This is a genomic window from Microbacterium kyungheense (assembly GCF_006783905.1).
In the GTDB taxonomy this organism is placed as follows: Bacteria; Actinomycetota; Actinomycetes; order Actinomycetales; family Microbacteriaceae; genus Microbacterium; species Microbacterium kyungheense.
Genome location: NZ_VFPE01000004.1, coordinates 27364 through 48633, shown reverse-complemented (window position 1 = coordinate 48633; position 21270 = coordinate 27364). Strand labels below are relative to the sequence as shown.

Annotated in this window: 19 protein-coding genes; 7 read left to right on the top strand and 12 right to left on the bottom strand. The window is 69.2% G+C overall.

What is annotated here, in order from left to right; all coding sequences use genetic code 11:
• Nucleotides 1-5: 5 nt before the first annotated feature.
• The 6 genes from FB391_RS13990 to FB391_RS13965 all read right to left on the bottom strand — a co-directional run bounded on the left by FB391_RS13990 (nt 6) and on the right by FB391_RS13965 (nt 7150).
• Nucleotides 6-950, bottom strand: a complete 945-nt coding sequence (locus FB391_RS13990; protein WP_185843094.1) for a glycosyltransferase family A protein — start codon at nt 948-950, stop codon at nt 6-8.
• Complete coding sequence (locus FB391_RS13985; RefSeq protein ID WP_141895321.1) at nt 947-2410, bottom strand: acyl-CoA dehydrogenase family protein; 1464 nt, start codon at nt 2408-2410, stop codon at nt 947-949. The genes FB391_RS13990 and FB391_RS13985 overlap by 4 nt, the downstream gene beginning before the upstream one ends.
• 73 nt (nt 2411-2483) lie before the next feature.
• Complete coding sequence (locus tag FB391_RS13980; RefSeq protein ID WP_141895319.1) at nt 2484-3959, bottom strand: acyl-CoA dehydrogenase family protein; 1476 nt, start codon at nt 3957-3959, stop codon at nt 2484-2486.
• A 94-nt stretch (nt 3960-4053) separates the two neighbouring features.
• Nucleotides 4054-5250 (bottom strand): GNAT family N-acetyltransferase, encoded by a 1197-nt coding sequence (locus FB391_RS13975; protein ID WP_185843093.1) that lies wholly within the window; start codon nt 5248-5250, stop codon nt 4054-4056.
• A gap of 10 nt (nt 5251-5260) precedes the next feature.
• Nucleotides 5261-6466: a GNAT family N-acetyltransferase gene (locus tag FB391_RS13970; protein ID WP_185843092.1), complete on the bottom strand. Its 1206-nt coding sequence runs from the start codon at nt 6464-6466 to the stop codon at nt 5261-5263.
• 78 nt (nt 6467-6544) lie between these two features.
• Entirely contained in the window at nt 6545-7150 is a 606-nt protein-coding gene (locus tag FB391_RS13965) for an acyltransferase (protein ID WP_246093526.1), read from the bottom strand.
• A gap of 115 nt (nt 7151-7265) precedes the next feature.
• Here FB391_RS13965 and FB391_RS13960 point away from each other — a divergent pair, with 115 nt between their 5' ends.
• Genes FB391_RS13960 through FB391_RS13950 form a run of 3 tightly spaced genes read left to right on the top strand, consistent with a single transcriptional unit; the run spans nt 7266 to nt 10449 of the window.
• Nucleotides 7266-8324, top strand: coding sequence for a Gfo/Idh/MocA family protein (locus FB391_RS13960; protein WP_141895313.1), 1059 nt, complete (start codon nt 7266-7268; stop codon nt 8322-8324).
• Nucleotides 8321-9322: an SDR family NAD(P)-dependent oxidoreductase gene (locus FB391_RS13955; protein ID WP_141895312.1), complete on the top strand. Its 1002-nt coding sequence runs from the start codon at nt 8321-8323 to the stop codon at nt 9320-9322. Before FB391_RS13960 ends, FB391_RS13955 begins: the two co-directional genes overlap by 4 nt.
• Nucleotides 9319-10449 carry a DegT/DnrJ/EryC1/StrS family aminotransferase gene (locus FB391_RS13950; RefSeq protein WP_141895310.1) on the top strand — a complete coding sequence of 377 codons (1131 nt, stop codon included), beginning with the start codon at nt 9319-9321 and terminating at the stop codon, nt 10447-10449. The genes FB391_RS13955 and FB391_RS13950 overlap by 4 nt, the downstream gene beginning before the upstream one ends.
• 34 nt (nt 10450-10483) lie before the next feature.
• Here FB391_RS13950 and FB391_RS13945 read toward each other — a convergent pair whose 3' ends face one another.
• A complete protein-coding gene (locus FB391_RS13945) occupies nt 10484-11437 on the bottom strand; it encodes a glycoside hydrolase family 16 protein (RefSeq protein ID WP_141895308.1) in 954 nt (317 codons plus the stop codon).
• A gap of 187 nt (nt 11438-11624) precedes the next feature.
• On the opposite strand from FB391_RS13945, the gene FB391_RS13940 reads away from it, so the two are divergent.
• The gene (locus tag FB391_RS13940; RefSeq protein WP_141895306.1) at nt 11625-12731 is read left to right on the top strand and encodes a DegT/DnrJ/EryC1/StrS family aminotransferase; all 1107 of its coding nucleotides are present in this window, start codon (nt 11625-11627) and stop codon (nt 12729-12731) included.
• 19 nt (nt 12732-12750) lie between these two features.
• Here FB391_RS13940 and FB391_RS13935 read toward each other — a convergent pair whose 3' ends face one another.
• Together FB391_RS13935 and FB391_RS13930 are read right to left on the bottom strand one after the other, a co-directional pair.
• The gene (locus tag FB391_RS13935) at nt 12751-13728 is read right to left on the bottom strand and encodes a GNAT family N-acetyltransferase (protein ID WP_185843091.1); all 978 of its coding nucleotides are present in this window, start codon (nt 13726-13728) and stop codon (nt 12751-12753) included.
• Nucleotides 13729-13871: 143 nt separating this feature from the next.
• Entirely contained in the window at nt 13872-14945 is a 1074-nt protein-coding gene (locus FB391_RS13930; RefSeq protein ID WP_141895303.1) for a glycosyltransferase family 2 protein, read from the bottom strand.
• A gap of 36 nt (nt 14946-14981) precedes the next feature.
• Here FB391_RS13930 and FB391_RS13925 point away from each other — a divergent pair, with 36 nt between their 5' ends.
• Nucleotides 14982-15806, top strand: coding sequence for a polysaccharide deacetylase family protein (locus FB391_RS13925; protein WP_141895301.1), 825 nt, complete (start codon nt 14982-14984; stop codon nt 15804-15806).
• Here FB391_RS13925 and FB391_RS13920 read toward each other — a convergent pair.
• Entirely contained in the window at nt 15803-16849 is a 1047-nt protein-coding gene (locus FB391_RS13920) for a glycosyltransferase family 2 protein (protein ID WP_185843090.1), read from the bottom strand. The genes FB391_RS13925 and FB391_RS13920 overlap by 4 nt on opposite strands.
• A gap of 42 nt (nt 16850-16891) precedes the next feature.
• On the bottom strand, nt 16892-17845 hold the full coding sequence (locus tag FB391_RS13915; RefSeq protein WP_141895297.1) for a glycosyltransferase family 2 protein: 954 nt from the start codon (nt 17843-17845) through the stop codon (nt 16892-16894).
• 143 nt (nt 17846-17988) lie between these two features.
• Between FB391_RS13915 and FB391_RS13910 the strand changes: the two genes are divergently transcribed.
• Together FB391_RS13910 and lhgO are read left to right on the top strand one after the other, a co-directional pair.
• Entirely contained in the window at nt 17989-18891 is a 903-nt protein-coding gene (locus FB391_RS13910) for a glycosyltransferase family 2 protein (RefSeq protein ID WP_185843089.1), read from the top strand.
• Nucleotides 18888-20078: an L-2-hydroxyglutarate oxidase gene (gene lhgO, locus FB391_RS13905; protein ID WP_141895293.1), complete on the top strand. Its 1191-nt coding sequence runs from the start codon at nt 18888-18890 to the stop codon at nt 20076-20078. Before FB391_RS13910 ends, lhgO begins: the two co-directional genes overlap by 4 nt.
• Here lhgO and FB391_RS13900 read toward each other — a convergent pair whose 3' ends face one another.
• Nucleotides 20079-21221: an acyltransferase family protein gene (locus tag FB391_RS13900; protein ID WP_185843088.1), complete on the bottom strand. Its 1143-nt coding sequence runs from the start codon at nt 21219-21221 to the stop codon at nt 20079-20081.
• Nucleotides 21222-21270: the final 49 nt, after the last annotated feature.

Sequence of the window (21270 nt, the reverse complement as noted above, 5' to 3'; positions counted from 1 at the left end):
ACGATTCAGCGTGGGGCGCCCGTCCTCCGAATCCGTCGGGCGGCTGCGTCCGCGGGCGCAAGCGGCGCGAAGCGCAATGCCCACAGCACGTCGGAGGCGGCCGAGCCCCAGCGTCTCGCTCCGGCTTCGAGGCGCGCGTGCCGCAGCGCCCCCCACCACGCGTAACGGCCGTTGGCTCGCAGGCTTTCGCGGTGCGCGGCGACGAGGGGCTGATCGCCGGCGGACCGGGCGCGGTCGAGGTGCGTGCGCACGATGCGGTCGATCGAACGTGTGAGGTCACGGTGGCGGGCGGTCGTGTTCGCTCCGTGGAGGCGGTAGTCGAAGAGCGCATCGGGTGCGAAGACGAACCCACCCCGCTCCGAGAGGCTCAAGATGAGGTCGAGATCCTCTGCGAAGCCCAGCGCGGGGTCGAACCCGCCGACGGCCTCGAAGTCGGCGCGACGGATCATGAGATTGCCCAGCAGGATCCCCGTACGCCGCCGGGCGACATCGAGTCGATCGCGCACCGGAGTCTGATCAGCCTCGACGAGCACCCGACCGTCGGAATCGATGGTGCGCATCCCGCAGTAGCAGGCGACCGCCTCTGGTTCGGACATCAGCCGATCGGTCTGCGCGGAGAACCGCCCCGGGTGGGAGAGGTCGTCGTCGTCGAAGAAGACGAGCAGCTCTCCGTTCGCCGCCGCTGCCCCCGCGTTCCTTGCAGCCGACACCCCGGCGGGCCGACGGTGCAGCACTCGCGCGGACGGCAGCGACGTTGCAACAGCTGTCTGAACTGCCGAAGGATCGGGGGAACCGTCGTCGACGACGATCGTCTCGACCCGAGGGTACGTCTGGGCTGCAAGAGAGCCGAGCGCCTTCGCGAGAAACGGGCTCACTCGATTCGTGGCGACGACGACGCTCACCAGGGGCACAGCATCGGCCGGCGGATCGAGCGGGCCGCCCGCGCTCACGACGGGGATGAGCTGTCAGCACGGAGCTCGACCGGCCACCCGCCATCCCAGATCGGGGAGAAGCGAGGGCTGTCGAGCACCACGGTCATGTGCCGCAGACGAAGATCGAGGGCGTCGGAGCGGCGGAACCACGCGTGGGCGAGGCCGACCTGGATGTCGCGCAGAACCCTCCCGAATTCGGATCCGGCGGCGACGTACCCCGTGCCGTAGATGTCGGAGGTGATGTCGCGCACCTTCATGATCGTCTCGCGCACCGGCAGCCCGACATTGTGGATCCATGCTGCGTCCTCAGCGGTGAACACACCCCCGCGCTCCGCGCGCACGCGGTCGATGTACTGCGCATAGCCTCGGAGGCCGAGGGTGAGCATGTCGAGCGACGTCATCGCGTCGGCGAGCGCCGTGACATCGTGAGAGCCGGTGGCCACGCCCGCACGCCGCTTCGATCTCACGAACTGGAGCGTGAGATCAACCAGGTGCTGTGCCGCTCCGAGCATCACGCCCATGAACGGGAAGAAGTAGGCGCTCATGTCGCCGGTGATCTCGAAACTCCAGCGACGCGGCACGTCGACGGGCCCGGTGAGCTCGTACGAAGCGCTGCCGGAGGAGCGGAGTCCGAGAGGATTCCAGTCGTCGATCTGCCGCAGCTTGTCCGCCGGCAGCCAGACACCGATCGCCTTGTGCGCACCCGTCGCCTCGTTGATGACGGGCTCGCCGGAGGCGGTGAAGACGTTCGCTCCCGCGAGCCAGCGGTCCGCGTGATACCCACCGCTTCCGAGGCGCCATCTGGCGCCTTCGATGCGGTACGTGTCGCCGTCGACTTCGACCGCGCGCGCAGGGGGAGTCGCCGAGAACACGGTCGGGAGGTCGATCGTCGGATAGAGCTCGGCGAAGGACTCCTCGTCGAGCCGTCCCGTCAGCTCGCTGTGGGCGCTCAGCCAGTGCACGATCCACGCCATTCCGGCGTCGATGCGGCCGACCTGGGCCACTGCTTCAAGACGGTCGACGTAGCTCGCGTCGAGACCGCCCCGGCTCGCGGGGACGGTCCACAGGTAGACCCCGGTCGCGCGGAGCGCGCGACCGGCGAGCGGCGTCGTCCGGCCGATGCGATCGCTCTCGGCGACTTCCTCGCGCAGAAGCGGCTTGATCCTGTCGAGGTTGCGGAAGACCGCCTCCGTCGAGGTCGGCGCCTCCAGACCGAGCGCGAGGATCCGTGGATCGTCGCCCGGAACATCGCCCTTGGGAATCGGCTCATCGGTCGCGCGCGACGGGCCGGCCGGCGCCGCCTGCGCGGCGGGGGCAGGAGCGACCACAGGGGGCGGGGCGGAGGCGGTCCGGGGCCGGTATCGACCGCGAAGCCTCCGCCAGACGACGTATGCGAGTCCCGCGCCCCCGATGATCGCGAGAATCAGCAGCACCGCGACCATCGTCACGAGCAGCAGCAAGAGCTGGTCGGTCGTCACGCGCATCCCCTCCACTCGAGGCGTCGCGTCTCCCCACGGCGCCACACCCCATTCGTCTCGTATTGTCGCACGGTCATTCCCCGGATCCAGCGGCATCATCGTCGGCCGGGAAGCGCACCGGCCACCCGGACTCCCACACGCCCAGCGGAGCGGATCCGGCCAGCACGCCCTGCACCCGCTCCCGTTTTCCCGGGGTGATTGTCAGGCGGAAAAGCACATGGGCGAGGATGACGTCGATGTCGCGAAGGGCCCGCGCGAACTCGGAGCCTGCGGGCACGTACCGTGTTCCGCTGAGATCGGCGGTGATGTCGCGGATCTTCAGCAGGAGGTCGCGCACCGGCACGCCGCCGCTGTGAATCCAGTTCGACTCGTCGACCGTCAGGGCACGGGACGTGCGTCCCTCGCGGGCCTCGTCGATGTACGACGCGTACCCGCGCAGACCGAGCACGAGCATGTCGAGAGAGGCCAGAGCGTCGCCCAGCACGCTTGCCGCGTAGGCATCGGCCGGCTCGGCGCGGGGGCTCCGCAGCGTCTCGACGGTGAGGTCCACCAGGTGCTGGGCGATCCCCATCGCGATCCCGAAGAAGGGGAACCGGAAGGGGCGGAGGTCACGCGTGTCGTTGTAGGTGTGAGTCCGCGGGATGTCGACGGCCTCGACGAGCTCATACGAGGAGCTTCCCGATGACCTCACGCCGAGCGGGTCCCAGTCGTCGATCTGCCGCACCTTGTCTTCGGGCAGCCAGGCGCCGATGACCTTCTGCCAGCCGGTCGCCTCGTCGATCACCGGGTTGCCGGCCGAGTCCCACACCTTGGCGCCTCCGATCCAGCGCTCGGCGTGGTAACCGCCGCTGCCCAGGCGCCACCGCGCGGGCTCGATCCGGTACGTCTGCGCATCGATCTCGACGGCGCGCGCGAACGGCACTGCCGAGTACACCGTCGGAATATCCGCCGTCGGATAGAGCGTGGCGCACGCTTCATCGTCGAGGTACGCGACGCAGTCGCCGTGGCTGCTCAGGATGACCATCGTCCATGACATCCCCGCGTCGATCCGGGCCACCTGCGCCGCAGCCTCGAGCCGGTCGGCATGAGAGGCATCCAACCCCCCTCGTTCGGCCGGGAAGCACCAGAGGAAGAGACCGGCCGAGCGCATGGCGCGGCCCGCCAGCGGTGTGGTGCGCGCGATCCGATCGCTCTCGGCGGCCTCTTCTCGCAACAGTGGTTTGATCTTCTCGAGGTTGCGGAAGACGGCATCCGTCGAGGTGGGAGCTTCGAGGCCGAGCGCGAGGATCCGCGGGTCGTCGGCGGGGACGTCGCCCTTCGGAACCGGCTCTGTCGTCGCCCGCCTCTCCCTCCTCGGCGCGGCGGCGCCCGCAGCAGAAGCAGGCGTCGCAGGTGTCTGGCGCCCTGCCGCCGTGCGTGCCGGACGCGGATGGCGGCGGCGCTGCCGACGCCACAGCAGCACCGCGACGACCGTTCCACCGACCAGAGCGATGAGAAGCAGCAGTCCGACCATCACCGCGACCAAAGTGATGAGCGCGTCCGTCGTCATCGATTCCTCCTCGTCGATGGCGCCGCGCATCCCTGTTCGCGGCGCGGCGCCTCGCGGCATATTCTGACACCCGCGCGGGGGCGGCATGTGTTGGTCATGGCGTGGGCCGCGGCTTCCGTGTCAGAGTCCCGATCGCCCGCATCATCAGCGCGTCCCCTCGGCTGAACGCCATGACGGCGGCCCTCGCGCGCAGCGACGCCTCGGTGCGGGGGAGCAGACGACACAGCAAGGACGGCACGATGCCGACGCCGATCACGACATCGACGAACTCTCGGCGATCGGGGAACGCCTTCACCGCCTCGTCGTCACCGTAGTAGAAATGGCCGGGATTCAGCGCCTTCAGTCGCTGAAGACCACGCATATGCGTCGTGACAGCGGTGCGGCCGAGCTTGCCCGTGGAGTAGGCGCCGTACTCGTGCTGGTAGGCATCGAGGATTCCCATCGCGACACCACCCGAGACGACGTACAGGTGGGAGTACACATGCGCATCGCCTGCCCACATCTCGAGGACGATCAGGTCGCCGGACTCGCGGAACGCCTCGGTCTTCGCTCGGAACGCCGTCTCGCGCTCCCGGTCCAGCGCCACCGCGTAGCCGCCGTGCTCCCGGTCGCCCTTCCATCCCGACGCCTGCATCGTGACGAAGCGGTCGATCGCTTCGGGATCGTCGCTGGCGTCGTGCAGCGTCAGCGGCCCGCCGCCCGCTTCGACGAGGCGTCGAGCGTACCGGCGGAGCTCCTTTCGGGTGCTCGCACTCCGGTACTCGGGGTCCGTCACGGCCGGGTGCACCCGCTCATGCGGTGCGGCCCGGGCGGGCAGCACATCCACCCACGGCACGATGTGGGACGCGACGACCGTCGCATGGAGCGCGGGCCGTCTGCTGACGTCCTGCAGAGCCTGGGCGAGAGGTCCGGACGCAGGATAGCCGCGCAGACCGATGTAGCCGCGTCGCAGACGTCGCCGCACGGTGCGTGCGATCGCCGCGAGTGCGTCGGAGGCGCGTGCGGGATCGAGAAGCGGGAACGGCGGCCCGAGATCCGCGGGTTCGAGCGTGCCGTACGTCCGCAACGGAAGGGTGGGTGCGAGGTCGACGGGGAAGACCCGTACGAGACCGAGCCACTTCCCGTCCTCTTCGGCGACGACGAGCAGGTGGTTGCCGCTGATCTTGCGATCCGGGAGGAGGAATCGCGGATCCAGCGCCGCGTTCGGCTCCGTTGCCCGCTCCGCCAGTGCCGTCCAGTTGTCGACATCCGCCGTGGTGATGTCAGACAGCCGCAGCAGTATCCCCCGCACGCGCGCCACCTCAGCGGTCCTGACCGAGCCGACGCCGGGCGGCTCCCAGGGCGCGCATTCCCAGCCGGTCACCGCGTGCCAGCCCGCGCAGCAGGCCGCGCATCCGAGGCGAAGTGTCAGCGCGAGGGAGCAGCCGCACCGCACGAGAGGGGACGACGCCCACGCCGAGCACGACGTCCACGAACTCCCGTCGATCGGGGTACGTCTTCGCCGCCTCGTCGTAGTAGTCGTAGATACCGGGGTTCACGGCGACCAGTCGCTGGAGGCGTCTCAGGTGCGCGTTGACAGCCGTCCGCCCGAGGGTGCCCGCCGAGAAGTCTCTGAACTCGTGCTGGTAGGCATCGAGGAACGGCATCGCCACGTTGCCGACGACGAGCACCACGGTCGAGTAGACGCACGTCGTCGCGGCCCACAGCTCCAAGACGATCAGGTCCCCGGACGCACGGAAGGCCTCGATCTTCTCGCGGAAGACACGCTCGCCCCGCGCATCCAGGGCCACCGCGGTGCCGCCCTGCTCGCTGTCCCCCTTCCATCCCGAGGCCTGCATCTGAACGAAGCGGTCGATCGCGGCGAGATCATCGCTCGCGTCGCGCAGCACGAGCGGCCCGTGCGCCGTCTCGGCCAGTCGCCGCGCGTGGCGGCGGAGCATCCTCCGGGTATTCGTGCTGCGGTAGACGGGGTCGAGATCGGCAGGGAACTCCCGCGGCTCGCCGGGCGGCAGGGACGCATCCGCCGTGACGTCGACCCATGCCGCGGCGTGTGACGCGACGACGACAGCATCCATCGTGCGACGACGACGCACCGTCTGCAGTGCGTCGGCGAGGGGGCCTGACGCGGGATATCCCCGTAGTGGGATGAAGCCGCTGCGCAGCTCTCGACGCGCGGCTCGTGCGATCGCCTCGAGCGCGTCTGCCGCCCGTGACCGGTCGAGCAGCGGATGAGAGGCACCGAACAGCGGCGGATCCCACGTGCCGTAGGTGGGGACTCCGAGGCTCGGGAGCGCCTCCATCGCGAAGACGCGCAGGACGCCGAACCACCGATCGTCCTCCTCCGCGACCACGAATAGGTACTCGTCCTCGCCGTCGCCCCCCTGGTCGTGGGAGAGGAACCGCGGGTCGAAAGCGAGATTGGCCTCGGCTGCGCGGTCGGACAGAGCCTGCCAGCGCACCCACTCCGCCGGCGTCACATCGGCGAGCCGCAACAGCCTTGCGCGCACGCTCACCCCCTGGCCCCGACCGTGATCCCGGCGGATGCCGGCAGTCACATCGCTAGTATGGCGGTTCGTCGGACCCGGTCAGGCATCCATCCGCTGCAGAACTCCGCCCGCCTCGCGGAAGCGTTCACCCGAGCGGGGGCAGACCCACTCCGCCCCCTCGCGCGCGAGCGGTACGCCGACCCGTCCGACCCAGCCGACGCGTCGCGCCGGAACCCCGGCCATCAATGCGAAGTCGGGCACGTCCTTCGTCACCACGGCGCCGGCGGCGACGAGCGCCCAGCGTCCGATGGTGGCCGGAGCGACGACGACCGCTCTGGCCCCGATGGACGCGCCTTCGCGCACGGTCACGCCGACGGCATCCCAATCATGAGCGCTCTTGAGGGTGCCGTCGGGATTGACCGCGCGGGGGTAGAAGTCGTTGGTGAAGACGACCGCCGGGCCGATGAACACCCCGTCTTCGAGCACGGCGGGCTCGTACAGCAGAGCGTGGTTCTGGACCTTGCAGCGGTTGCCGATCCGCGTGCCGGGGCCGACGTAGGCGCCGCGCCCGATGATGCACTCCTCCCCTAGGATCGCCCCCTCACGGACCTGCGCCAGATGCCAGACGACGGTGCCCGAGCCGAGCGTCGCATCTGCGTCGATGTCGGCGGATGCGGCGATGCGGGGTTGGGGCAGTTCAGACACGACACCTCCACGGAGCGATCCCGCGGCGGCGGGCCGTCGTCGCACCCTACCTGAACATCACATCCCGTACCATGGCGCCTGGGAGGATCGATGAGACGCGATCAAAGGGGACTCCGTGGATGACGGTCGGCTGAGCGTTGTCGTCGTGGGTGCGGGGTATTGGGGACCGAATCTCGTCCGCAACTTCAACCTCAGCCCGGACTGGCACGTCGCGGCCGTCTGCGATCGCGAACTCGACCGGGCCGAACGGCTGGCGTGGACGACGCGGTCGGCGGTCGCCGTGGCCTCGATCGAGGAGGCGCTCGCGATCGAGGGAGTGGATGCCGTCGCGATCGCCACTCCGGCACGCACCCACGAAGCCATCGCGCTGGCGGCGATCGCCGCGGGCAAGCACGTCCTCACGGAGAAACCCCTCGCCGACAACGTGGAGAGCGGCGAGCGCATGGTGTCGGCTGCCGCCGAGGCGGGTGTCGTCCTGATGGCCGACCACACGTTCTGCTACACGCCGGCCGTGCTGAAGATCGCCGAGCTCATCCGGGCCGGGGAACTCGGCGAGATCACCTTCGTCGATTCCGTGCGCATCAACCACGGGCTCGTGCAGCCTGACGTCGACGTCTTCTGGGACCTCGCGCCGCACGACCTCTCGATCCTCGACTTCATCCTTCCCGACGGGCTGCGCCCCGAGGCCGTCTCCGCGCACGGCGGTGACCCGCTCGGTCTGGGCAAGGCGTGCGTCGGCTACCTCATCATGCGCCTCGGCAAGGGCGTGGTCGCCCACGTGCACGCGAACTGGCTGAGCCCGACGAAGATCCGTCAGCTCGTCGTCGGAGGGACCCGGCGGACCCTGGTGTGGGACGATCTGAATCCGACGCAGCGCGTGAGCGTCTACGACCGGGGCATCGACTTCGTCACGGTCACCGAAGACGCCGAGCGCGCGGCGGCGCAGGTGTCGTACCGCTACGGCGACACCTGGGTGCCGGCGCTTCCCGAGGTCGAGGCCCTGTCGCTGATGGTCGCCGAGTTCGCGGCGTCGATCCGTGAGGACCGTGCTCCCCGCACCGACGGCCGGGCCGCGCTGCGGGTCCTCAGGGTGCTCGATGCGACCTCGAGGAGCCTCGAGGCGCACAGTGCTCCGGCGGAGGTCGCCGCCGAGCAGAAGGAGATCATCGCATGACCGAGTTGGCAGGTGCGAGCGTCCTCGTCACCGGGGGAGCGGGCACGATCGGGTCGACGCTCGTCGATCAGCTGCTGGACGCAGGAGTCGCCCATGTCGACGTGCTCGACAACCTCGTGAGAGGTCGACGTGCGAACCTCGACGGAGCGCTGGCGTCGGGACGAGTGACCCTTATCGAGGGCGACATCCGGGACCGCGACACCGTGCACGACGTCGTGAAGGGCAAGGATGTCGTGTTCCACCAGGCCGCCATCCGCATCACGCAATGCGCCGAGGAGCCGCGCCTCGCGCTGGAGACCATGGTGGATGCGACGTTCAACGTGCTGGAGGCCTCGGCCGAGCACGGCGTCGCCAAGCTTGTGGCGGCCTCGTCTGCATCCGTGTACGGCATGGCCGAGTCGTTCCCCACGAACGAGCGTCACCATCCCTACAACAACGACACGTTCTACGGCGCCGCGAAGACGTTCAACGAAGGCATGGCCAAGAGCTTCCGGGCGATGTACGGCCTGGACTACGTGCTGTTGCGGTACTTCAACGTGTACGGCCCGCGAATGGATGTGCACGGCTTCTACACCGAGGTGCTCGTCCGCTGGATGGAGCGCATCGCCGACGGGCAGCCACCGCTCATCTTCGGCGACGGCCTGCAGACGATGGACTTCATCTACAGCGTCGACATCGCGCGGGCGAACGTGCTCGCCGCGCAGAGCGACGTCGTCGAGGGGGTGTACAACATCGCCAGCGGCACCGAGACCAGCCTGCTGCAGCTCGCCGACCAACTCCTCGCGGTCATGGATTCCGACCTCGCCGTGGAGTTCGGTCCGGCCCGCGGGGTGAACGACGTCGTGCGCCGCCTCGCGGACACGTCTGCAGCCGAATCCGACCTCGGGTTCACCGCCGAGATCGGACTCGAAGAAGGTCTGCGGCAGCTGGTCGAATGGTGGCGCCCGCTCCGCGAGGAGATCGCGGCCGGTCGTGCGCTTCAGGGAAGCCGCACATGACGCGGATCAACGTCATGAAGCCCTGGCTCGGGGCCGAAGAGGTCGCCGCGGTGACGGCCGTCATCGAATCGGGCTGGGTGGCCCAGGGGCCGCGCGTCGCTGAGTTCGAAGCGGCGTTCGCCGAGAAGCAGCAGTCCGAGCATGCGGTCGCGGTCTCGAACTGCACGACCGCCTTGCACCTCGCGCTCAAGGTCGCCGGTGTCGCCGAGGGCGACGACGTCGTCGTGCCGTCGTTCTCGTTCATCGCCACGGCGAACGCGCCGACCTATGTTGGCGCCAGACCGGTCTTCGCCGACGTCGACGCGCAGACCGGCAACGTCACGGTCGAGACGATCGAGGCGGTGCTGACGCCGCGGACGAGGGTGGTCATCGCGGTTGACCAGGGCGGTGTGCCAGTCGACATCGACGCGATCCGTGCGCTCTGCGATCCACAGGGGATCGTCGTCGTCGAAGACGCGGCGTGCGGAGCGGGATCGACCTACAAGGGTCGTCCCGTCGGCGCCGGAGCAGAGATCGCGGCGTGGTCCTTCCACCCGCGCAAGATCCTGACGACCGGCGAGGGCGGCATGATCACGACCTCGCGTGCGGACTGGGCCGAGCGTGCGCGGCGGCTTCGCGAGCACGCGATGAGCGTGTCGGCGGCTGCGCGGCACGCCAGCGTCGTGTCGCCCAAGGAGCAGTACGACGAGATCGGCTTCAACTACCGGATGACCGACCTGCAGGCGGCGGTCGGGCTCGTGCAGCTCGGCCGGCTCGACGAGGTCGTCGCGCGCCGTCGTGAGATCGCGGCGACGTATGCGGCGGCGATCGCCGAAATCGAGGGTCTCCGTGCCGTCACCGACCCCTCGCACGGTACGGCGAACTTCCAGTCCTACTGGGTCGAGGTCGAGGCGGGTTATCCGCTCGATCGTGAAGGCCTCCTACAGCTGCTCGGCGAGGCCGACATCTCCGCGCGCCGGGGCATCATGGCCACGCATCTCGAGCCCGCCTACGCCCCCGTCGAGGTCTCACTCCTCACCACGGAGCGGCTGACCGACAACACGCTCATCCTGCCGATCTTCCATCAGATGACCGTCGACGAGCAGGACCGCGTGATCAGCGTCCTCCGACAGGGCGCCGTGCGCTGACGCCGAAGCAGCATCGGGCCGACGAGTTCCGACGCTATGGCGGCGGCGCGGGCAGCCACGAGTCGGGCACCGCGTGCACCTCGGAGTCGTAGACGCGCACGTAGTCGACGAGGTACTGGGCGGGGAACGCCGCCTGGTCGATGTCGGCGCTCGGCCAGCGGCCTCCGACGGCGAGGTTCATGATGATGTGCGCAGGGTTGTCGAAGCTCCACCGCTGTCCGGGCTCGAGATCGTCCTTGGGCAGGGTGCCCAGCGCCTGGCCGTCGACCGAGTACGTGATCGAATCGGGCGTCCAGTCCACGGCATACACATGCCATGCTCTGCCGAAGTCGGCATCCACGGCCCGCGCCTTCGCCCAGCTCCAGAGCGAGCCATCGTCGGTTGCCCCGTTGACAGCACTGTTCAGCTCTCGCGACAGATTGACGTACTCCATCACGTCGAGCTCGCCGTTGCCGGGCCAGGTGGTCCCAGGCGCGAAGGTGCCGAACATCCAGAACGCCGACCACAGCCCCGAGCCGGCGGGGACCTGGATCCGGGCCTCGACGCGACCGTAGCGGAACGCGTCTTTCGTCATGAGCCGGGCGGAGGTGTAGTCGGAGGAGTTTCCGAGGGCGTCGGTGGTCGGCTCCAGTCTCGCCACGATGTGCAGGACGCCGTCGGCGACGAACGAGTTGTCGTCGTCGTCGGTGTAGTTCTGCAGCTCATCGTTGCCCCAGCCCGCAGCCCCCTCCATGCGCTTCCACCGGGACGAGGATGGCCCGGAGGAGTCGTCGAACTCGTCCGCCCAGACGAGGCCCTCGCCGGCAGCGACGCCGTCCGGCTGCTGCGGCGTCGAGTCGGGGGGCGTCGAGTCGGAGGGCGAGTCTGCCGGCGGGGACGCGGACGGGCCCGGGAGTCGGACGGAGCATCCACCGAGGAGCACCGTCGCGGCGACCGCCGTCGCGATCAGCGGCGCCAGTCGTCCCGCTCGGCCGCTGTGGTCGCGCATGCCTATCCCGCCTCCCCGGTGTGTCCCCTGTCGGCCATGCTAACCACGGCGGATGCTCCGATCCGCCCTCACGGGTCCTTCCGGGAGACTTCGCAGAAACCGCCGCCTTCGTCCGCGCAGCGCGCCTGTGGCCGGGCGACGGTATTGTCGGACTGCCCGCGCCCGTGCTGACCCGAGGAGCCGTCGCATGACTGTTCGACGCACCGTCCCGTTCGTCGATCTCGGCTGGCAGACGCGGCGCATCCGAGAAGAGACGGATGCGGCGATCGCCCGCGTGATAGACGACTCGGCGTTCATCCTCGGTGCCGCTGCTGAGGACTTCGAGCGCGCCTTCGCGGACTACTGCGGGGTGAGGCATTGCCTGGGGGTCGGCAACGGCACGGATGCTCTTGAGCTCGCGCTGGAAGCGGCCGGCGTAGGCGACGGCGACGAGGTGATCCTCCCTGCCAACACCTTCGCCGCGACCGCCGAGGCGGTCACACGGGTGGGTGCCCAGCCGGTGCTCGTCGACTGCACGGACGACTACCTCATCTCGGTCGAGGGAGTCGCGGACGCCCTGACCTCCCGAACGCGGGTGGTGGCGGCGGTTCACCTCTACGGCCAGGCGGCCCCTGTGGAGGTGCTGCGGGACGTGGTGGGCGAGGATGTGCTGATCCTCGAGGATGCCGCTCAGTCGCAGGGGGCGCGTCGGAACGGAATGCGCGCGGGAGGCCTGGGCGACATCTCTGGGACGAGCTTCTACCCGGGCAAGAACCTCGGCGCTTTCGGCGATGCCGGTGCCGTCCTCACGGATGATGCCGCTCTCTTCGACACGGTCCGCAAGCTCCGCAACCACGGCGGTGCGGCGAAATATGAGCACAGTCTCGTCGGGCGCAACTCACGGCTCGATGGGATCCAGGGCGCTGTGCTGTCGGCGAAACTCGCCCACCTCGACGAGTGGAATCAGTTGCGGCGGGATGCCGCCGACAGGTACGCCGAACTGCTCGGCCGTGATGAGCGGGTGCAGCTCCCCCTCGTCGCCGAGGGCAACGAGCACGTCTTCCACCTGTATGTGGTGCGCGTGCCCGAGCGGGACCGGGTGCTGGCGGGACTGGCGGATGCGGGGATCGGCGCCGGCATCCACTATCCGGCGCCCGTCCACCTGCTGCCGGCCTTCGGTTTCCTCGGTCGAGGCAGCGGGAGCCTGCCGCGTGCCGAGCAGCATGCGCGCGAGATCGTGAGTCTGCCGATGTATCCGGGGATCACCGCCGACGACCAGCAGTACGTCGCCGAGACGCTGCTCTCGGTGCTGTAGCGGCGGGCGTCCCGGCGGGTCAGTCCGCCGCGCGCCGGAAGAGCCTCGCCGCCAGCGCGCGCACCCGTCGCATGACACCTCGAGCGATGCGCTCGAGCCCCGCCGTCGTGCTCGCCGAGAACACCCGGGGGGCGATCTCCACGGCGAATGCGACGCGGCCGGCGGGAGCGAGGCGCCGCTTGTACTGGTCGTGGTAGCCGCCGATGTCGACCTTCGCCAACCCCGCATCGCGGGCAGCGTCGAAGCACGCGATCGCTGCGAGCGTGCCGATGGATCCTCCGGATGCAGGGATCTCGGTGTTTCTCGCCGTGATGAGGCCGACCAGGGTGTCGCCGTCGACCATGTTCACGTTCGACGCGACGGGCGTACCGTCCGGTGTCACGAGCGCCGCCGACATGAGGCGACCGCGTCGCAGCAGCTCGGGCCAGATCGCGCGCAGGTCGTCGGCGGCGCCGGCTTCGTCGTTGGGGTGGTCCGTCCAGCGACCCTCCCAGGTGTCGATCGTCCACTCGACCATCGCAAGATCGTCGTTCACGATTCGGTGATCGGCCGTCTTGCGCTGGGCTCGCCGGATGTCCTCGCGCAGTCGGGTCGATCGCCAGTAGGCGTCGAAGTCGAAGTCGTGAAGCGGTGCGACATAGCAGTCGAAGGGGATGAGCTTCTGCCGCCGGAAGTCCGTCTTCGCATCGCCGACGTGGTCGATGATGAGGATGTCGAGCCCGATCGCGGCGAGGGCGGATTCGAGAAGACCTGCGCGGCAGGGGATGGGCAGGGAGGGCGCCACGGTCGCGGTCGCGATCTCCCAGTGATCCTGTCGCGCACGCAGCGTCGTCGCGAGGACCGGCTCACCGCGTCGTCGCACGACGACGTTTCGCTTCGGCGTGCCGGTGGGCTGCGCGAGGGTGCGATGCACGAAGCGAGCCACATCGTCCTCGGCTGGTACGAGGTGCTCGAGCGCGCGCTCGAACTCGGCAGTCGGAGACTCGTCGATGACCACCTGCAGTCCGTGCGCCCGGGCGCGCGCCCGCTCGGCAAGGAGACTGATTCGCTCGACCGCACTCACCGCGGCCCCCACTTCCCTCGGGCGAGATCATCGTTCGGACAACAAGCTAGCAGCGCACGAGGGTGCGGTCCGCGGGATCACCGCACCCCGGTGTCGTCGTTGTTCGCCCGGCGCTGGTCGGTCTTGCGCACCCGAGGCGCCACAACGATCTCCCGCAGGCGGGTGCGGGTGAGCAGGGATGCGATCATTCTGCGCGTGCGCGAGGCCGCCCAGGCGGCACGCCGACGTGCGGCCGGATCGAGGGTCGTCGCGAAGTCCACCAGCTCTCCGATGTAGTCCGAGCCTGGGCGGACGTCTCGCTCGATGCGTGCGAGCATCAGAGCGTAGTCCGCGACCGCCCGCCGCGCTTCGGACAGGTACTGCGGGCCGCGTGCGAACTCGGTCGACGCGGTCTCGAACGCCTTCACGCGGTGCCGGAGCTCTCCCAGCTCCCGACGGTCGCCGACCATTCCGCCCTGCGTCATCGACATATTGCCGCCGTGCACGCGGTAGTACGCCTGAACGGTACCCGCGATGAACCCCACGTTCGTGCGCGCGGCGAATCGGAGCCACATCTGAAGGTCCGACGTGTACGGCACGGCCGGGTCGTAGTCGCCGACTTCGCGCATCGTCGCGGTGCGCACGATCGCTTCCGGCGAGTAGATCTGGTTCTCCGCGTTGCGGTACAGGCGCTCGGCCCACTCGACGCCGTCCCAGACCACCCAGTGGGACGCAGGATCCGGCGCGTCGTCGGGCAGCTCTCCCTCCGTCCAGTAGGTCACCGGCCCGTAGGTGAGCCCGACATCGGGATTCGCCTCCATGAGGGCTGCAGCGCGGGCGAGGGCGCCCGGTGCAAGGGCATCGTCGGCCGAGATGAGGAGCGCGTAGGTGCCCGTCACAGTGGCGAGGCCCGCATTGGCCGTGCCTGTCAGGCCGAGGTTCTTCTCGTTGCGATGTACGCGCACCCGGTCGAACCGCTCGGCCAGCCGTTCGGCGACGAGCAGGCTGTCGTCGGTCGAGCAGTCGTCGATGATGAGCACATCGACGTCGACACCCACCTGGGTCACGACGCTCTCGACGGCGATCGGCAGAAAGTGACCGTAGTTGTAGCAGGGAATGACCACGCTGACGGTGGGTGCGGTCGTCAGTTCGACGGGCGAGACTTTCCTCATCGGGGTCCATCGTAGGGCGGGGGATAGAGTGCGACAGTGAAGATCGGGTTCGGCCTGGGGATCCGGGCGCGTCTGGACGCCGTCGGCGCTCGTGTACGGAACGGCGTGCAGGACGTGCGACTGGTCGCCGAACGGCAGGCTCTGGCCTCGTTCGGGAACGACCGTGCGCGGCCTGGTGGCCGCATCCTCTGCTATCACTCCGTCGGTCAGCCCGCCTGGGGGGTCAACGACGTCGCGCCGCAGCGATTCCGGCAGCAGATCGAGGCCGCTCTCGAGGCGGGGTATCGGTTCGTGCCCGCATCCGAACTCGCTCGGACGGGCGGGGGACCGCGCGATCTGAGCCTGACGTTCGACGACGGACTGAAGAGCGTCCTGGCGACGGCGGCACCCATCCTTGCGTCATATGACATTCCGTTCTCGGTATATGTCGTTTCCGGGTGGTCCGAGGACGGTCTCGATGGCAACGCCCTGAGCTGGGGAGAAGTGACGCGGCTCGCCGAGCTCGGTGCCGAGATCGGGAATCACTCCGCCACGCATCCGGACTTCTCCCGCATCGACAAGGAGCAGGCGCGGCAGGAGATCGCCGGGGCGGAGGCGCTCATCGAGAAGCGCACCGGGATACGGACGTCGGCCTTCGCGATCCCCTGGGGGCAGTCGGGGAACTGGCCGTCTCATGCTCACGAGACAGCGCGGGAACTTGGCTACGACGTCATCTACGCGCAGGCGGAGGAGACGCGTGCCGAAGGCACCATCGCCCGCACGTTCGTGACGAGCGCCGATTCTCGCCGCATCTTCGATGCGCTCCTGCGCGGGCGGTACGACAGCTGGGAGGAGTGGGTCTGGCGTTCTCCTGCGCGCTAGCGGGAACCTCGTTCGAACGGGCGCTCACGCTCGAGGTACGCGCGGGCGAGCGAGGCGGGAACCTGGGGTTGCGTCGTGTCGATTCGACCGGTGACGCGACCCAGGAACAGCCCGAGTGAGGTGGCCAGCGCGAGGCGGGTCGATCGAGTCGCGCGGAGAAGGAACTGCCGGCGCTCATCGCGGTCGCGGAGGTACATCGCGATGCGCTCGCGGCGCGATGCGGGGCGATCGCTCCGTTCCGACTGGTCGGCGCTCACGACGCCTGCCTCCCAGTCGCCATCCGCGCCGGGCGGGGCGCCGCGAGCCGCCGTGAACGCGTCGATGACGTGCGCGTACCGGTGCTGCAGTGCGCGACGACCGTGCTGATAGCCCCGGAACTGTCGCACGGTCGCGAAGAACCCAGCTCGTCGGCTGTGGTCGATGATCGCCTCACGGCACTCGGTCACGGCGTAGCCGGCGAGCTGCAGACGCCATGACAGATCGACGTCTTCGCCGGTCCGCAGTGTCTCGTCGAAACGACCGACCCGCGTGAAGGCCTCGGCGCTCACCGCGAGGTGCGAACTGCTGCCGAACGGGAGCTCGGGCAGGAAGGGCATACGCAGCGTCGTCACGACGTCGTACAGCCGACGATCTGGGGTGGAGTACGCCGACTCGACACGTGCCGCGGTCACGACGAACGGATGGGCGCCCAGCACCGGCAGCAGGCCACTGAGCCAGTCGTCCGTGACCGCGTCGTCAGCGTCGCAGAATGCGAGCAGCGGGGCACGTGCCGCGTCGGCGCCCGCGTTGCGCGCCGCCGACGGACCACGTCGTGCCGACGCGTCGATGACACGGAGCGGCAGACGGTCGGCCCACGACTGCGCGGTCCGCGATGTCGCATCGGTGGAGCCGTTGTCGCAGACGATGACCTCCCAGTCGACATCCACGTGCTGTCGCGTGAGGGCATCCAACTGGCGGGCGATGGTGCGAGCGGCGTTGTAGGCCGGGATGATGACGCTCACGGCGGGGACGCGTGCCGAGTCCGGTGAGGTGTCGGGTGCCACCCGGCGATCGTAGCGTGGCGGCGGCATCGGGCTGCGGTCCTGTCAGGCCCGGGGGAGACGATCGGGGACCGGAACGCGGTCGACGTCGTCGAGAGGCGCCGTCCGATACCCCAGACGGAATGCGATGCCCGCGACGTACGGCGTGATCGCGGCGGGATTGCGAACGATCTCGCCCGCCTTCCGAGGCAGGCGACGCAGACGGTCCCACCGTCCCTCGGATCGACCGCCGTCCCCTGCCGTGGACCGGTCCGGGTCCTGCGGCAGGCTCACCTGCTCGGCGTAGGCCGCGCGTACGAGCGCGTACCGGTGTGCGAGAACGCGAGTGCCGACACCCTTGGCGCGCCCCTGCCGGGCAGCTGCGCGCAGGCCCCCGCGCTTGCGATAGTGAACGATCGCGGCGGGTTCGTCGATGAGTGGATGCCCGGCGAGCTGCACCCGCCAGGCGAAGTCGATGTCCTCGCCCGCGTTGAGCGATTCGTCGAACCCGCCGACCTCGGCGAAGACGTCGGCATGCACGCCCATGTTGCCCGACCCGCAGGCGGGCAGCTCGGGCAGTGCCGGATCGTGGAACGTGGGGCGATCCCATCCGAAGTCCCACTCGCGTCCGGGGTTGAGCAGCTTGTGCTCGACCGCACCGGCGACGAACGACGCCCGGCCGAGAGCGTCGTGGAGCGTGCGCACCCAGGACGGGTCGACGACGTCGTCGGCGTCGCAGAAGAGCAGCAACGACGCGGATGCCGCCTGCGCCCCGAGGTTGCGTGCCGCGGATGCCCCACGACGTGCGGAGGCGTCCACCTGGCGCAGGTGCGGCATCCTCTCCGAGAATGCGCGGGCCACCGCGGCCGTGTCGTCACTCGAGCCGTTGTCGCAGACGAGAACTTCGAACATGAAACCGGCATCCTGGCGGGCAAGTGCTTCGAGCTGCTCACCGAGGAACTCGGCGGCGTTGTATGCCGGGATCACGACGCTCACGGCGGGTCGTGGTCGCGTCGCCATCGGCTTCCCCTCCCGCGTTCTGCCGGCAGATCGATGCTGCAGCTGAGTCCATCATGAGGGATCGAGGACCCGCACGTCGCTCCCCTATGCTGGGCGCAGCCTCGTCCGTCCCGGGCAGGCGTCGACGCGCAGCGGGGAGTGCGATGACCGTCGGTGGGCACACACCACCCTCGACGCCGTTCGACGACGTCGAGGTCGTGGTGGTGGCATACGGGGCGCCCGAGCTGCTGCGCGATGCCCTCGCGCCCGTCCGCGGTTTCGCGGTCACCGTCGTCGACAACTCGTCGATGCCTGAGATCGCGCTGATCGCAGCCGAGGCGGGCGCAGCCTACTGGGACCCGGAAGCGAATCTGGGATTCGGAGCCGGTGTCAATTACGCGCTCGCCCGGCGGCGGCGTCCAGGTGCCGACGTCCTCCTGCTGAACCCCGACGCCGTGGTCTCGGCGGAGGTGGTGGAGAGACTGCACCGGGCACTGCACGCGGAACCGTGCATCGCGACGGTAGGACCCGTCCAGACGCACCCCGACGGCAGCCGGCAGCAGGTGGCCTGGCCGTATCCACGGCCCGTGCAGTTCCTCGCCGATGCCGTCATGCTGGGTCGACTCGTTCCGAGCGGGCCGCGATACGTCGTCGGGTCGGTCCTGCTCATGAACGCCGCTGCACTGGACGAGGTCGGCGGGTTCGACGAGAGCTTCTTCCTCTACGCCGAAGAGACCGATTGGGAGTACCGCGCCCACCTCGCCGGCTGGCGCAACGTCGTCGTCGACGACGTGACGGCGCTGCACGTCGGCGCGGGTACGAGCTCCGACACCGACCGTCGCGAGGTGTATCTCCATGCGGGCCTCGAGCGATTCCTGCGCAAGCACCATGGCCGGTGGGGCTGGCAGGTCGCCCGCTGGTCGGTCGTCGTCGGCGGCATCCCCCGTGTCCTCGTCTTCCGCGGCGCGCGTGGTCGCGCCGCCCGGGCACGCATGGAGCTGTTCCGACGCGGTCCCGTCGCGGTGGAGGCGTCGATCAGGCGTGGTGCGCAGGACACGGCCTCATGACGGAGCGGGTCGGAATCGTCGGTGGTGGCATCATCGGCGTCGCCCTCGCGCGGCGGTTGGGCGAGGACGGGGCGGAGGTGACGGTCTTCGAGAAGGAATCCCGTCTGGCCCACCACCAGACCGGTCACAACTCCGGTGTGGTGCATACCGGCCTCTATTACACGCCGGGTTCGCTCAAGGCGACGCTGTGCGCGGCAGGGCGCGTGAGGATCCGCGAATTCTGCGAGCAGAAGGGGCTCCCCTATCGAGAGGTCGGCAAGCTCGTGGTCGCCGTCGACGAGAGCGAGCTCGGCGCCCTGGCAGAGATCGAGCGGCGCTCCATCGCCAACGGGGTGCCCGACCTGACCCGACTCGACGACACGGCCCGGCTTCGCGAGATCGAGCCGCACGCCGCCGGCATCGCCGCAGTGCACTCGCCCCACACGGCCGCGGTCGACTATCCGGCGATCACGGAGGCGATGGCGCAGGATGTCCGCGAGGGCGGGGGACGCATACTGCTCGGTCACGAGGTCACCGGTCTGCTCGTGGAGCAGGGGCGCGTCCGCGTCGTCACGCCCGTGTCGGACGACGTCTTCGACCGAGTGATCGTGTGCGCCGGCCTGCAGTCCGACGTCGTAGCCCGGTTCGTCGGCGCCGACCCCGCTCCGAAGATCCTGCCGTTCCGTGGCGAGTACTGGGAGATGACGCCCGAGAGCTCGCGCCTCATCCGCGGGATGATCTACCCGGTGCCCGATCCGCGTTTCCCCTTTCTGGGCGTCCACTTCACCCGCGGCGTGTACGACACCGTCCACGTCGGCCCCAACGCCGTGCCCGCGCTCGCCCGCGAAGGCTACAGCTGGGGCCATGTCTCGGCGAAGGACACCTGGGAGTCGCTGCGCTGGCCCGGTGCCGGCCCCCTCGCGAAGCAGCACTGGAGGATGGGACTCGACGAAGTGTCGGGTTCGCTGTTCAAGCCGCTGTACTACCGCAAGGCCCGTCGGTTCCTGCCCGAGCTGAGGATGTCCGATCTGGCGCGCAAGGGCGCCGCCGGAGTGCGAGCTCAGGCGTGGGGGCGAGCAGGCGACCTCTTGGACGACTTCGCTGTGGACCAGGTCGGCGCCGTCACGCTGCTGAGAAACGCCCCGTCCCCGGCCGCCACCTCGTCGATGGCGATCGCCGACTACGTCGTCGCGCACCACCTGCACTGATCACACGGGGAACACGGACTGCGGCCGCGCGGCGCCTGCACGCTGGGACCAGGTGATGCACGGCTTCTCGACGGTCACGAACAGCACCCAGCCGACTAGGAAGACCACGCCGAAGCCGACCGTCCACAGGATGCCCAGCAGCTCGAGTCCTTCGGGAACCCCGATCACTTTCTTGAGGAGCTCCGAGAAGTACCAGGCTGTCGGCTGATGGATCAGGAATATGCTGTACGCCCGGTAGCCCACGAAGGTCAGGGGCCGCAGCGAGACGGCGCGGCTGAGCAGCGGCACCGCCAGCACCAGCACGATGAAGCAGCTGAACATCAGCGAGAGTCCGAGCTCACGCAGCGGAAGGACGGTGTGCTGCAGGGCGGGCAGTGTCGCCACGAGGTAGCCGCCGACGACTCCGGCGGGCAACGCCGCGAGCACCCAGCCGCGCACGCGATCGAGCATCGTGAACACGACCACGGCCGTCAGCATGCCGGTGACGAATTCCATCAGGCGCCCCACGCCGGACGCAGACCACATGAACTGGGTGTTCTCTGCCACGAGGATTGCGACCGCGACGCGGAACAGCACTGACACCCCCATCGTCGCCAGGAGTGCGGGCACTCCCCACCGCGCGGCGACGAGGATCAGAAGAGGGAAGAGCAGGTACAGCTGCATCTCCAGCGACATCGTCCACAGACTGCCGTTCACCCCGTCCCAGTAGTCCTCGAAGAACAGGTGGGTGAACGTGAAGTGGGTGAGCAGGTCGACGATTCCGGGAGTCGGCTGCCACGACGCCTCGTGACCGATCGCCCGCATGTACGCGACGAGCACTTCCGGCAGGGTCACCGCATAGATGAGCGCGGCCCAGTACGGGAAGACGATCCGCCTCAGCCGACGCCTGAGGTACACACCGGTCTTGAAGGCGCGGTGGCGTGCGGCATCCCGTGCGAACGGCAGATAAAGGAGGAAGCCGGTCAGCACGACGAAGAAGTCCGGACGGATGTTCTGCGAGACCACCTCGGAGACGACGGGAATCTCGGGACTGCCCGCGAACTCCCACGTGTGGAACGCGAACACGGCGAGGAGCGCGAGTGCTCGCAATCCGTCCAGCGGTGCGATGCGAACGCGGTCGATCGTGGACTCCCCAGGTGCCACGCGCTCAGTGTAGGCCTCGAGTCGCGTTCCGAGGAGGGGCGGATTTCGC